This window comes from Mycolicibacterium gilvum (genome assembly GCF_900454025.1).
Taxonomy (GTDB): domain Bacteria; phylum Actinomycetota; class Actinomycetes; order Mycobacteriales; family Mycobacteriaceae; genus Mycobacterium; species Mycobacterium gilvum.
Window position 1 is genome coordinate 1,710,258 of sequence record NZ_UGQM01000001.1, and the last position, 13,206, is coordinate 1,723,463.

Sequence of the window (13,206 nt, forward strand, 5' to 3'; positions counted from 1 at the left end):
TGATCTAGCCTGGCGGCATGGGTGCGCAATCTCCGTGGCGCGAGCGGAGCAGACTTGTACGGGCACTGCGTCTTTGGCGAACCCGCGACCCGCACACCTTCCGGGAGAAGGTGAGATACAAGATGCTGCGTGACCATCGCGCCCTGGTCGTCACCTTCGCCGACAAAGCCGCGGTGCGGGATTACGTGGCGCACAGGGTGGGAGACAGGTACCTGCCGTATGTGCACGGGATCGTCGACGACCCGGCGATGCTGCCCGAACTGCCCGAGTCCTTCGTGATCAAGCCGACGCACGGCAGCGGGGCCGCCATCATCGTCGCGCCGAATGCGCCTGCCGACGCCCGGCTGCCACCCGTCGCGCAGAGTTGGACGTACGCACACATCCGACCCGAGTTCGCCGATCGAGCACAGATCCTCGCGATCGCGACGGACTGGCTCACCCGGTTGTACGGGCAGGGACCCAACGCGGAGTGGGTCTACGGGCAGGTGCAGCGCCGGATTCTGGTCGAAGAACTGTTGACCCGCACCGACGGCGGCATCCCCGACGACTACAAGTTCTTCGTCTTCCACGGCAGGTGCGCCTACATCGAGGTCGACGCCGGCCGCTTCGGGTCGCGCACCCAGGACTTCTTCACCGCGGACTGGACGCACCTGCCGCTGAGTGGCGGCCTGCCGTGGGCGCAGCCCGAACCCCGCCGTCCGCGGACTCTGGACGAGATGATCGAGGTCGCCGAACGCCTCGGCGCAGAAACGGATTTCGTGCGCGTCGACCTCTACGACGTCGACGGTCGCATCGTCTTCGGCGAGCTCACGAGCTTCCCCGCCGGCGGCAACAGTCCCTTCGATCCCGAATCCTTCAACGCCGAGTTCGGACGCCACTGGACCGTCCCGCGTCATTACCGCTGACCCGACATCGCAGAACATGACGGCTCTTCGCGGCGGCGCACCCTATCCTGAGCGCCGACACAACACTCTATGGGGGAAGCCGTGGTGAATGCTCGCCGGCGGGCGCTGCTCACCGTCATCCTGATGGTGGCGGGGATGGTCACGGCCAGTGGTCTGGCGGGACCGGCGGCGGCGCAACCGTCGGCCGTGACCGTCGCGGTCGCACCCGTCACCCCGTTCGTGATCAACAACGACGGCATATGGTCCGGTTTCACCGTCGAACTCTGGCAGGCGATCGCGAGTCGAGAACGGTGGACGACCGACTGGCTCGCGGTCGACACGCTGGACCAGCAGTTGGCCGCCGTCGCCGAGGGACGGGCCGACGTCGCGGCGGGCGCCATCTCGGTGACCGCCGACCGTCGCCAGCGGTTCGACTTCTCCCAGCCCATCCTCGACGCCGGGATGCAGATCATCGTTCCCAATCACGACCCGCAACCGTCGTCACCGGGGCTGCGTGAGTTCCTGAGGCTGGTGTTCTCCGGCACGATGGTGACGTGGCTGGCGGCCGCGCTGGCCATCACCATTCTTCCGGCGCACCTGCTGTGGCTGATCGAGCGCCGGCACACCGACCCCGCCGTGTCGAAGTCCTACTTTCCCGGCATCGTCGAGGCCTTCGGCTGGGGACTGGGCACGCTGGCTGCCTCCGACGCCGCCTCGCCTCGACACTGGGTGGGCCGCGCGATGGGGATCGGGTGGGCGTTCATCGGCATCATCTTCGTCGCGTTCTACACGGCCAACCTGACCGCCGCCCTGACCGTCGAAAAGCTCGACGCGCAGATCAACGGCCCGAACGACCTGTACGGCAAATCGGTGTGCACCGAGGCGAAGACGACCTCGGCGGCCTACCTGACCCGCATCGATGTGAAGCCCGTGCTGGTGCCGGTGATCGAGCAGTGTTACGACGGTCTGCGCGACGACACCTACGAGGCCGTCGTGTTCGACGCACCGGTGCTGCGCTACTACGTGACACATGACGGCAACGGCATCGCGGGGATGACCGGGCCGGTGTTCCACGACGAGGACTACGGTCTGGCGATGCCGGTGGGCAGCCCCCTGCGCGCACGGATCGACCAGGCACTGCTCGAACTACGCGAGGACGGCACCTACGACCTGATCGAGGAGAAGTGGTTCGGGGACGACCAGGACACCGAGGCGGGAAGTGGCGGATGAGTAGTGTCGAATCGGGATCCCAAGCGCCCTAGAGACATTCGCGGTCACTCCGCCCTCCAGGGATGTGTTCGAGAGCAGCGCTGATCCGAAATGCGAAGAGTGGTTTCGTAATACGGCCCCGAGGGGATGGATGTTCCTGTCGGGTCACGCGGACTCCTGCGCGTCGGTCGGCATGCCCGGCCGATATTCCAAGATCACGAGGTCTAGCTTGTAGGTATGGCCGACGACAGGAACCTCCCCGCGTTCCGTCGTCATGGACGTCAGGAAGGCGACCGGACCGACGCCGAATTCGACGAGCTGATAGCCGCCCGCAACCAGATGGATCACCTGGTCCGGGCCATCGTCGCGATCGGCTCGGACCTGGATTTCAGTGTGACGCTCGAACGCATCGTCACCGCGGCCCGCGAGTTGAGCGGTGCCCGCTACGGAGGTCTCGGGATACGGGCAGCCGGGGGCAACCTCGTCTCGTCCGTCGAATCCGGTGATGAGTTCGATGTCGCGGCGCTCGCCGGGTTGCCGATCGACGGCGGACTGCGGATCGACGATCTGCGGGACCATCCCGAGATCACCGACCTCCAGGCGCTCAATCGCCCGATCCGGGCGCTGCTGGCGATCCCGGTCACGGTCCGCGGAGCCGATTTCGGCTCCCTCTATCTCGCCGACGACCGTCCGGGACGGGTGTTCTCCGACGCCCAGGAGAGCGCGGTCCGTGCGTTGGCGACCGCCGCGGCGGCCGCGATCGACAACGCTCGGCTCTTCGAACGGGAACGCGAGGCGGCGAGATGGACGAAGGCGAGCCGCGAGATCACGACAGCGCTGCTGTCGGGAGATCCGCAGACGGGGCCCCTTCAGCTCATCGTGAACCGGGCGCTGGAACTGGCCGGCGCCGAGCAGGCGATCCTGCTGGTGCCGCTGGAACCCGACGTGCCCGCCGAGGACGTCGACACCCTGATCGTTGCGGCGACCGCGGGCCGGTACTCCTCGGAGGTCATCGGGCGGCAGGTCCCGATGGCGGGTTCCACCACGGGAGGTGTCGCACGCCGCGGTCTGCCGATGATCACCGACTCCTTCCAGTATCCGATCGAGGGCTTCACCGATGTGGGGGAGCGGTCGGCGATCGTGATGCCGCTGATCGTCGATGACGCCGTGCTGGGGGTCATCGCGGTGGCCCGGCGTCCGAACCAGCCGGCGTTCGACGAGGATTACCTCGAACTCGTCAGCGACTTCGCCCGCCATGCCTCCATCGCGCTCGCGCTCGCGGCCGGTCGGGAGCATGCGCTCAATCGTCAGCTGGCACAAGCTGATTCGGTGAGCGAAGCGATGGCCGGAGCCGCCGAGGAACTGCGTCGGCTCTGGCGTGCGCGCCGTGTCCTGGCCGTCACGTTCCCGACCCGGTCCGAAGCCGCCAACGTCGAACCCGTGGTGGTGTCGGCTGGTGAGCACACCACCTGGCGGGAGTTGCCCGACGGCATCCGCCAGATCCTCCTGTCGATGCGCAGGGGCGACCTGCTCACGCCGAACGCGGCCGAGCCCGGGACCGCCGGAATCGCCGTCCAGCATCCCGAGGGAATCCTCGTGGTCTGGATAGAACTCGCCGAGCACCGCTCCTTCACGCTGGAGGACCAGACGCTGCTGACCGTGCTCGCCGGGCGCCTGAGTGCGGGACTGCAACGGGTCCACCAGGTGGATCAGCAGCGCGAGACGGCACTGGCCCTCCAGCACGCGATCCTGGGACCGGCCCATCTCCCACCGGGTTTCACGGTGCGCTACCAGGCGGCCAGTCGACCCCTGCAGGTCGGTGGCGACTGGTATGACGTCGTCGATCTCGACGACGGCCGCATCGCGCTCATCGTCGGCGACTGCGTCGGTCACGGGCTGGCGGCCGCCACCGTGATGGGACAGGTGCGCAGCGCCTGTCGGGCGCTGCTGCTGGAGAATCCCAGTCCCGGCGCGGCGCTGAGCGGGATGGACCGCTTCGCCGCGCGCCTGCCGGGCGCGCAGTGCACCACCGCCGTGGTGATGGTGCTCGATCCGGCGTCCGGCGAGATCGCGTATTCGAGCGCCGGGCACCCGCCTCCGTTGGTCGTGCACGCCGACGGTGAGGTGGAGACGTTCGACGACGCCCACACCATCGCGCTGGGTCTGCGGCTGAACTGGGCGCGGCCCGAGACCCGTCGGACGCTCGAGGTCGGCTCGACGCTGGTGCTCTACACCGACGGTCTGGTCGAACGCCGCCGAATCCCGTTGGAGGAGGGGATCTCCCGCGCCACCGATGTCGTCGTGGAACACCGCGCCGCCCCGCTCGACGACTTGGCGAACGCGATCATGTCCGAGCTTGCGCCCAGCGTGGGCTATCAGGACGATGTCGCGCTTCTGCTCTACCGCCACCCGGCTCCGCTGGAGCTCACCTTCCCCGCCCACGCAGACCATCTGGCGCCGACGCGGACTGCTCTGCGGCGTTGGCTCTCGGGGGCGAAAGTGGAGCAGGGCCGTGTGATGGAGGTTCTCGTGGCAGCAGGCGAGGCGGTTGCGAATGCCATCGAGCACGGCCACCGACACGGTCCGCCGGGAACCGTGCGACTGCGGGCCACCGCCCTGGTCGATCTGGTCGAGTTGATCATCACCGACAGCGGCTCCTGGAAGCCGCCGTCGGCGATCCCGGACACCTACCGCGGTCGAGGCATCGGCATCATGCGGGGCCTCATGCAGGACGTCACCATCGCCCACGATTCCGACGGGACGACGATCCATCTCTACGCGAGGATCAGCTGATGCCCACCTTTCTGACCTTCGACACGGTGCGCGCGGCCGACGGCCGCGAGGTCCGGCTGATCGCGGCGGGCGAGATCGATCTGAGCAACGTCGACGACCTGAAGTCTGCGCTGAGCGCCGCGATCGGTGAGACCGCCGCGGCCGGAGCGGTGCTCGTCGTCGACTTCGCCGCGGTGGAGTACGTCGACAGCGCGGCCATCAACGTTCTGTCCGCCGACTCCGAGACGATCCACAAAATCGTGGTTCATCCGTTTCTGCTGACCACGTTCAGGGTCAGTGGCCTGACCGAACTCGTGACCGTCGAGGCGGCGGCGATCTGATCCGGTCACGGAGACGGCGACGCAGGGTCCGGGCGCGTCCCGGACGTGTCCTCGCGGGCGTCGACTGGTTGGATGGGTGAGGTATGCACGCGGCACGCGGTGAAGCACCCCGGTACACACCTGGAATCCGGGCGGCTGATCCGTGGCGTCCGCAGGTAGTGGAGAGCGGCCCGTGACCGGCCCCGGGCCGGCCGGTCTCGACGCGAGCGACGGTCTGGTCGCCGTCGGCACGCCGATCGACCTGGACAACTGCGCGCGGGAGCCGATCCACATCCCCGGCAGTGTCCAGCCCCGCGGAGTTCTCGTCGTGGTGCGCGAGCCCGAATTCGAGGTCAGGCAGGTCAGCGCCAACGTCGAGGAACTGCTCGGACACCCTGTCGAGTCGGTACTGGGCCGGCATCTGTCGGCACTGATGGGGGCTTCCCAGGCTGCGAGAGTGCAACAGGCGGCGTCGATCGTGGGCGATCTGCACCGCCGCAACCCGGTGGAGTGCGTTCTCGATGTCCGCGGAAAGTCGCTCGAGTTCGATGCGATCCTGCACCGCGAGCCCGGCGGTGTGCTGTTGGTCGAGCTGGAGGTGGCCTTCGGGGCACGGCCGTACTCGTTCCCGAACACCTACCAGGCGGTGCGCAGCTCGGTCGAGGCGCTCAACCGGGCGACGACGATGGCCGACCTGTACGACACCGCCGCCCGTTCGGTGCGTGAACTGACGGGTTTCGACCGGGTGATGGTCTACCGCTACGACGAGGAATACAACGGCGAGGTGGTTGCCGAAGCCAAACGCGACGACCTCAACTCGTTCCTCGGACTGCACTATCCGTCGACCGACATCCCGGCGCAGGCCCGCGCGCTGTACGAGAAGAACTGGCTCCGGCTGATCTCCGACGTCGACTACGCTCCTGTGCCCCTGGTGCCCGCGGTCGACCCGGCGGTCGGTAAACCCCTGGACCTCACCCACGCCACCCTGCGCAGCGTCTCGCCGATCCACATCGAATACCTGCAGAACATGGGTGTGCACGCCTCGATGTCGATCTCGCTGCTGCGGCACGGGCGGCTGTGGGGACTGATCGCATGCCACCACTACGCCGGGCCGCACCTGCCGCCGTTCGGCAACCGCGCAGCGGCGGAGTTCCTGGGTTCGACGCTGTCTTTGCGGCTCGTCGATCAGTACGAGGACGATCAGCTGCACAGGCGTCTCGATGCGCAGGCCGTCCTGGTGAAACTGACCGCCGCCACGATGAACGACGGCAAGCCGCTGGTGTCGGCGCTGCTCGGCGCACCCGACCTGCTCGACCTCGTGCCCGCCGACGGTGTCGTCGTCGACATCGGCGGCCACCACCGCACGAGGGGATCGGTTCCCTCGCCCGAGGTGGTCGCGGCCGTGGCCGCGTGGGCACGGGCCGCGGAGGACGAGATCGCGCGGTCCGACAGCCTGTCGAGGACATTGCCCGACCTCGATGTCGATCCCGCTCTCGCCGCCGGTGCGCTGGTGCTCAACCTGCCGGACGGCCAGTTCGCCGCGTGGTTCCGGCGGGAGTCGCTGCGATCGGTGGACTGGGGAGGCGACCCCCACAACAAGGCGATCGCGGTGAGCGAGGGCGGCGAGGTACGCCTGAGCCCGCGCAAATCCTTCGAACGATGGCAGGAGATCGTCCGCGACCGCGGAGAACCGTGGACACCCACCGAGATCGAGTCGGCGGACATGCTGCGGCGCCACCTCGTCGAGACGCTGTATCACCGCACCCGTGGAGCGCTGCGGGTCGCAGAATTGGTGCAACGCAGCCTGATTCCCGACTCCATTCCCGACCTGGAGAGCTGGGAGCTGACCGCGCACTACGAACCGGCAGCAGGCGAACGCGTCGGGGGCGACTGGTACGACGCGTTCGAGTTGCGCGACGGGCGGTTGATCGTGGTGGTCGGTGACGTCGCCGGGCACGGCGTCACCGTCGCGGGCACGATGGCGCAGCTGCGCAATGCCCTGCGCGCACAGCTGTTCGCCGGCGCCGCACCCGCCGAGGCGGTGAGGCAGCTCAACGATTTCTGCGTGCATCTGCTCCGCAGCGCTTTCGCCACCGTGCTGGTGGCCCGCGTCGATCTGGACTCCGGCCTCGTGGAGGCAACCTCCGCCGGCCACCTGATGCCCTACCTGACCGAAGGTTCCGCGACTGCGGTGGCTGCGCCCATTCGGCTCTCACCGCCGATCGGGCTCAGCAGCGCGCGCTACACCCAGAGCACGTTCACCATCGAACCCGGGCAGTGTCTGGTGCTGTACTCCGACGGGCTGGTCGAGCGTCGCGGCGAGGTGATCGACGACGGCATGGACCGTCTGGCCCGAGGGCTCGGGGAGTGCGCCGAACCGGCTGCGTACCCGATCTGGGCGGCGCTGGCGTCCGGACACACCGAGGACGACGTCACCGTCGTGACGCTGCGCCGGCCTTGATCATCGAGGCCGCCCGTAAGCGGTGCGCACCCACGTTTGCTGAACAGCAACATAAATTCACTTATGTGTAAATTTGCCTCTGTGGGCGGATGGCTGGGCCCGCCGATCGCTAAGCCCCCCAAAGGAGATAGCTCGACGACATGGGGCCGGGGGCGTTGAGTGTGCTCGATCGGGTCTTTGAGGTCACGAATTTTTCTTAGCAGCATGGCTTCTGGCAATTTCTGAGCAAACAAGACGCAGAATGTTACTGCCGAGATAGATGAGGGCAGAGTGAATGCCGCACCCGTTGACGTCACAGTATTCCGGAACAGTATTTGCAAAAACAACGAATTTACCGCGTTTCGCAACCTATAAGAAGACTTATGGCGAATGGCTGCGTCTTCGCTAAAGCTGCAATCATTAGAAATTGTAGTTTTTTGCTGTTTAGAAGCTGGAACACGCTCATATGCTTCCCTGGCGCCGGTCATCGGCAACCATTTCATCGTGACAAATCCGGGGAGATCTCGTGGGAATCAGCATGCGAAAAACAGGTGTCGTCTGCGGCACCGTCTTTGCCTCAGCGGCACTGGCGTTGTCGTCGTCCTCGTTGGGCCAGGCCGCCAACACAGCGCTCGTCATCGGTGGCATCTCGACGCCGTCGATGGCGGATGCTCTGATGTCTCCGCTGCTGGGCGGCAAGTTCAAGGATCAGCAGCGCGTCAGTGTGAAGTGGCCGGCGCAGGCGGGTCCGATGACCGGAAAGGGCGATCTCACCCTCGGCGCGTCGATCGCGCAGGGCGCGACCAACCTCAACGCACAGATCGATGCCGCGCTCGCGCAGCTCAAGAGCGGCGAGAAGGTGACCGTCGTCGGTCTGTCGGCGGGGTCCCTCGTCGTCAACGAAATTCTGCGCGAACTCGACGAGAGCGCAGACGCCCCCGGCAAGGACAAGATCACCTTCGTGGTGGTCGCCGACTCCAGCCGCCAGAAGGTGATCAGCCGCACGCGGTACAACGCGAACCTCGACTACACCTACCAGACCGCTCCCGAGACGAAGTACGACATCATCGTCGTGACCGGTGAGTACGACGGCATGGCCGACTTCCCGGATCGCCTCAACCTGCTGGCGATCGTCAACGCCGTCGCTGGTGGCATTTTCGTTCACATCCCGGTGATGTACGCCGACCTGTCGAAGGTTCCGGCCAGGAACATCTCGGTCGAGATGAACTCCGAGGGCGGGACCACCACCCACTACCTGGTGCCGGCCGAGAAGCTTCCGCTGGTCCGGTTGTTCCCGTCGCTGGCCAACCGTGAAGCGGAACTGAAGGCCAAGATCGACGCCGCCTACAGCCGCAACGACGTCGTGGCCGTGTCTGCGCCGAAGGCGGCGGTCTTCGCTGCGGCGCCGGCGCCAGCCGCCCCGACGGCGGTCGTGCAGACCCCCTCTGCGGCCCAGGTGCCGGGTAGCGTCGCGGCATCGCTGCGGACGGCGAAGGCCGACGCCGTGGTCGAGGACGCCGCGGTGTCCGAGGAGGTCGACGTGAAGGGTGCCGACACCGCGGACGCGGACATCGAGTACGCCGACACCTCGGACCAGGCCGACATCGACTCGGGTGCGGAAAAGGAAGCGGCGCAGGAGGATTCGAATTCCGGTGCGCAGAGTGGTGACGACGCGGACAAGGACGGCTCGGTGAGCTCCGACTCCGGCGCATCGACCGACAGGAGCCCGTCGAAGCCCAGCGCCTCGTCCGACTCCTGAGGATCTTCGGAGTAACCCTCCCCGGGCTCCGACTGACCCGACGCCCCGGCCTTCCGGCCGGGGCGTTGTGGTCTGTCGTCGGGCCGCGTCACGGAACGAGGTGGACCTTGAGGTGCTCACCCGATCGGGAGAACGCAGCGGCGTAGGCCGCCTCCGCCTCCGCCAGCGGCATCGCGTCGGTGAAGATGCCGTCCACGCTGAGCCTGCCGGCCTGCAGTAGCGGGACGAGTTCGGCCCAGGTCTGCTGCACGGGAGCGGTCGTCATCCGGATGGTCAGGCTCCGTAACAGGCAGACGAGCGCCGGCAGGGGATAGGGCGCCAGATCGTGGACGCCCACCACGGAGACCGTGCCGCCGGTGCGGACACCGGCGAGGGCGTCGTCGATCGACGCGTCCGTGCCGACGGCGTCGATCACCGAATCGGCGCCGAGGCCATCGGTGGCTTCCAGGATCGTCTGCGCTGCGGGTGAATCCATCGGCGTCGCGCCTGCGGCAGCTGCGCGCTCCCTGCGCGCGACCACCGGGTCGACGGCGAAAACCCTTGCGGCGCCGAGGGCGAGCGCGCTGCGTAGGGCGCACTGGCCGACCGCGCCCGCGCCGATCACCGCGACCGTGCCGCCGACCGGGATGTCGGCCCGCTTGGCGGCCGCCCACCCGGTGGGCAGGTTGTCGGTGAGCAGCAGGGCCTCCTCGGTACCGATCCCGTCCGGGACGGCGAGAAGCTGGAAGTCGGCCGCGGGTACCACGAGCAGGTCGGACTGCGCTCCGCCGAGCAGGCCCGTACCGAAGATCTGCGGTCCGTGGACGCATTTCACCGGATCCAGGGTCAGGCATCCGGCGCACCGGCCGCATCCGGTCACCGACGACACCAGGACCCTGTCGCCGTTCGTGAATCGCGTGACATCCGAACCGGTTTCGACCACCACGCCGACAGCCTCGTGTCCGATCGGCACCGGCTGGTCGATGGGGTAGTGGCCGTCGAGGAAATGTAGGTCGGAACCGCAGATCGCGCTGGCGGTCACGTCGACGATGACTCCGTCGGGGCCCGGGAGTCGAGGGTCGGGCCGGGTGTCGACCCGGATGCTGCGTTGGCTGTCGACGACCACGGTGCGCATGGCGGTCCTTCCCGTAGCCGTCGGATGTTGCGGGCGCAATACGCTACGACCAGTAACGTATCCGCGGCGGCGGTCTCAGGCAATGCCCTCTACGATTCGGGTCATGCACCCGTCTTCTTCCCAGCACGTCGTGGTCGTCGGCGGGGGTCTCGCAGGCCTCGCGTCGACCGTGTGGCTCGCCGAACTCGGCTACCGCGTGACCCTGCTGGAGAGCAACGGCTCTCTCGGGGGACGCACCATCGGGCTGACCTCCGGCCACGGTGATGCGATCGAGAACGGTCAGCACGTGTTCGCCGGCTCGTACGAGAACATCTTCCGCTACCTCGATTCCATTGGCACCCGCCATCTTCTGGAGTTTCCCGATCAGTTCGGGGTGAGGTACCCGGGAGGGCACGCCGAGAAGTTCGGCCTTCGGCTCGCGAATCTGCGCCGGATGATGCTCGGAAGGGTGCGCGGTCTGGGACTTCCGACTCTGCTGCGTGCGTCCCCGGCGTGGGCACGTCTGATGCGCGACGTGATCAGATTCGACGACTCGCTCGACGACATCACCGTCGACGAGTGGTTCGACCGCGTCGGCTTCCCCCCGGAGGTCCGCCGCGTCGTGCTGAACTCGATGGTGATCGGTCTGCTCAATGAACAGCCGCACCTCGCATCTGCCCACGCGTTCGCCGCGCTGTTGCGCACCGGCGCCGACCGGGTGCGGAGCTTCGGCGGCAGTGCGGTGCGGATCGGTTATCCGACAGTGGATCTCGACACGCTCTACCTCGACGGCGCTCGGCGCGTGATGGCCGAACGTGGGGTGGATGTGCGGTTGCGCACCCGCGCGGTCACGGTGACCACGGATGCCGGCCGGGCGACCGGGGTCACGCTGAGTGACGGTGCGACCGTGGCGGCCGATGCGGTGGTGCTCGCCGTCCCGTCGTGGAATCTGCGTTCCCTCCTCGACGACGTGCCGAGTTCGGAGGACGCGCGTCTGTCGGCCAAGAAGCTCGAACCCATTCCGATCATGAACGCCTATGTTCTGCTCGACCGGCCTCTGGGTACGGTCGCTCCGTGGGAGTCGTTGCTGGACAGCGATATCGGCTGGGTATTCGACCGCGACCGGATGCACGGTCCCCGCGACGACGGCAACCACCTGTACGCGCTGACCACCTGCGCCGCCTATGACCTCATGCCCTTGAAGAACTCCGAGGTCGCCGACCGTCTGGTGCGGGCGCTGCGGGACAGCTACCCGGCCGCGGCCGACGCCGAGGTCCTCGACGTCACGGTCGTGCCGTGGCCCAGAGCGACGTTCTCGTCACGGGTGGGGATGTCGACGATTCGTCCGCAGAACCGGACAGCGCTGCCGAACCTCGCGCTCGCCGGCGACTGGACCCACAACGACTGGCCGACCACGATGGAGGGCGCGGCGCAAAGTGCCTCGCACGCCGTCGATCTGGTGCATGCCGAGCTGGGCGGCTCGGGCTAGGCGATCTCTGCGCAGGACTTGGCTTTCTTCTGCGCGTACATCAGCTCGTCGGCGCGCGACAGCAGGTCCTCGAGCGGGCTGACATCGGTGGGCGGGATCTCCACCACCCCGACACTGATCATCACCTGGTAGGGCCTGGAACTGCGGGCGTCGAACCGACGGAACGCATCCTGCACCCGCGCCGTCAATGCTGCGGCGCCGTCGCTGTATTCGGGAACCAGCGTGCAGAACTCGTCACCGCCGAGGCGCGCGACGATCGCGGACGGTCCGAGGGTCTCGCGCAGCACCCGGGCGACGTCGACGATGAGGCTGTCGCCCGCGTCGTGTCCGATGCCGTCGTTGACCCGCTTGAGTCCGTCCACGTCGAGGAATGCCAGCGCACAGTCGTGACCGTGGGTGCGTGCGGCCAGGAGCGCAGCCTCTGCCAGCAGGCGGAAACCACGGCGGTTGTTGAGCCCGGTCAGGTCATCGGTGAGGGAGAGCTGACGGATCTCCTCGTTGGCCTGTTCCAGCGCCGCGGTCCGGTCGCGGACACGCTGTTCGAGTTCGGCGTAGATCTGCACGTTCTCCATCGCGATCGACGTCGCGTCGGCCAGCGCCTGCAATAGCGACACCTCGCGGGGGGTGGGCTGACGCTCCTGAGCCCAGTAGTTCCCGATCGCTCCGACGGGGTCGAGCTTGCGGATCGGCGCCATCACCAGGCTCTTGACGAAGGTCGGGCGGTAGGCCTCGTGGGGGATGCGGCCGTCCAGGTAGATGTCGGGGATGATCGCAGCCTCGCGGTTGAGCATCGCCCAGCCGCTGATGCAGATCTCCATCGGAAAGCGGCTGCCCTTCCACAGGGGCGCGATCGCGTCCTCGTCGGCGTAGTAGCACTTGCCGTTGTCCCGGAGCACGAAGGTGGCGCCGTCGCAGCCGGTGAGTTCGCGCGCCGCGGTCCGGACGATCCGCTGGATCTCGGGCAGGCTGCGCGCCAGCGACAGTTCCTGGACCGCTTGCAGCAGTCGAGCCATTCCCCGGACGTACTCGGCGTCCGGCGTGTCGGTGACCCGGCCCTCCACGGGTGAGGTGACAGCTGAGGCACTCATGCGCAACTCCACAAACACCGGCCGCCGTTTCTCGACGGATGTTCAGCAAAGGTACACCGCAACCGATCCGCACGTCATGGCGAACACGGATGTTTCCGACTCCGTTGTCCGTCTTCTTCCTCGTCCATGGCGGGAAAGACCCGGCCGGGGAG

General features: G+C 67.4%; 9 protein-coding genes. 7 read left to right on the top strand and 2 right to left on the bottom strand.

Going from position 1 to position 13,206, the window contains the following annotated elements:
- Positions 1-17: 17 nt before the first annotated feature.
- The 6 genes from DYE23_RS08110 to DYE23_RS08135 all read left to right on the top strand — a co-directional run bounded on the left by DYE23_RS08110 (position 18) and on the right by DYE23_RS08135 (position 9,384).
- Positions 18-905, top strand: coding sequence for an ATP-grasp fold amidoligase family protein (locus DYE23_RS08110; RefSeq protein ID WP_115326958.1), 888 nt, complete (start codon positions 18-20; stop codon positions 903-905).
- An 84-nt stretch (positions 906-989) separates the two neighbouring features.
- Complete coding sequence (locus DYE23_RS08115; protein WP_235660354.1) at positions 990-2,114, top strand: transporter substrate-binding domain-containing protein; 1,125 nt, start codon at positions 990-992, stop codon at positions 2,112-2,114.
- 216 nt (positions 2,115-2,330) lie between these two features.
- Positions 2,331-4,886 (top strand): SpoIIE family protein phosphatase, encoded by a 2,556-nt coding sequence (locus tag DYE23_RS08120; RefSeq protein WP_115326959.1) that lies wholly within the window; start codon positions 2,331-2,333, stop codon positions 4,884-4,886.
- A complete protein-coding gene (locus DYE23_RS08125) occupies positions 4,886-5,206 on the top strand; it encodes an STAS domain-containing protein (protein WP_013472386.1) in 321 nt (106 codons plus the stop codon). The genes DYE23_RS08120 and DYE23_RS08125 overlap by 1 nt, the downstream gene beginning before the upstream one ends.
- 172 nt (positions 5,207-5,378) lie before the next feature.
- The gene (locus tag DYE23_RS08130) at positions 5,379-7,646 is read left to right on the top strand and encodes a SpoIIE family protein phosphatase (protein WP_011895361.1); all 2,268 of its coding nucleotides are present in this window, start codon (positions 5,379-5,381) and stop codon (positions 7,644-7,646) included.
- 517 nt (positions 7,647-8,163) lie between these two features.
- Positions 8,164-9,384 (top strand): PE-PPE domain-containing protein, encoded by a 1,221-nt coding sequence (locus tag DYE23_RS08135; protein ID WP_115328902.1) that lies wholly within the window; start codon positions 8,164-8,166, stop codon positions 9,382-9,384.
- Between the two features lie 88 nt (positions 9,385-9,472).
- Here DYE23_RS08135 and DYE23_RS08140 read toward each other — a convergent pair whose 3' ends face one another.
- Positions 9,473-10,498 (bottom strand): alcohol dehydrogenase catalytic domain-containing protein, encoded by a 1,026-nt coding sequence (locus tag DYE23_RS08140; protein ID WP_099961133.1) that lies wholly within the window; start codon positions 10,496-10,498, stop codon positions 9,473-9,475.
- Between the two features lie 103 nt (positions 10,499-10,601).
- On the opposite strand from DYE23_RS08140, the gene hpnE reads away from it, so the two are divergent.
- Complete coding sequence (gene hpnE / locus DYE23_RS08145; RefSeq protein ID WP_041788048.1) at positions 10,602-11,966, top strand: hydroxysqualene dehydroxylase HpnE; 1,365 nt, start codon at positions 10,602-10,604, stop codon at positions 11,964-11,966.
- Here the strand turns inward: hpnE and DYE23_RS08150 are convergent.
- A complete protein-coding gene (locus DYE23_RS08150) occupies positions 11,963-13,054 on the bottom strand; it encodes a GGDEF domain-containing protein (RefSeq protein WP_013472383.1) in 1,092 nt (363 codons plus the stop codon). The two genes, hpnE and DYE23_RS08150, sit on opposite strands and share 4 nt — an antisense overlap.
- Between the last annotated feature and the right edge of the window lie 152 nt (positions 13,055-13,206).

Excerpts from the sequence above, each read along its gene's own strand:
- DYE23_RS08110 (WP_115326958.1), top strand. The coding sequence starts at position 18 with ATGGGTGCGCAATCTCCGTGGCGCGAGCGGAGCAGACTTGTACGGGCA.
- DYE23_RS08120 (WP_115326959.1), top strand. The coding sequence starts at position 2,331 with ATGGCCGACGACAGGAACCTCCCCGCGTTCCGTCGTCATGGACGTCAG.
- DYE23_RS08125 (WP_013472386.1), top strand. The coding sequence starts at position 4,886 with ATGCCCACCTTTCTGACCTTCGACACGGTGCGCGCGGCCGACGGCCGC.
- DYE23_RS08135 (WP_115328902.1), top strand. The coding sequence starts at position 8,164 with ATGCGAAAAACAGGTGTCGTCTGCGGCACCGTCTTTGCCTCAGCGGCA.
- DYE23_RS08140 (WP_099961133.1), bottom strand. The coding sequence starts at position 10,498 with ATGCGCACCGTGGTCGTCGACAGCCAACGCAGCATCCGGGTCGACACC.
- hpnE (WP_041788048.1), top strand. The coding sequence starts at position 10,602 with ATGCACCCGTCTTCTTCCCAGCACGTCGTGGTCGTCGGCGGGGGTCTC.
- DYE23_RS08150 (WP_013472383.1), bottom strand. The coding sequence starts at position 13,054 with ATGAGTGCCTCAGCTGTCACCTCACCCGTGGAGGGCCGGGTCACCGAC.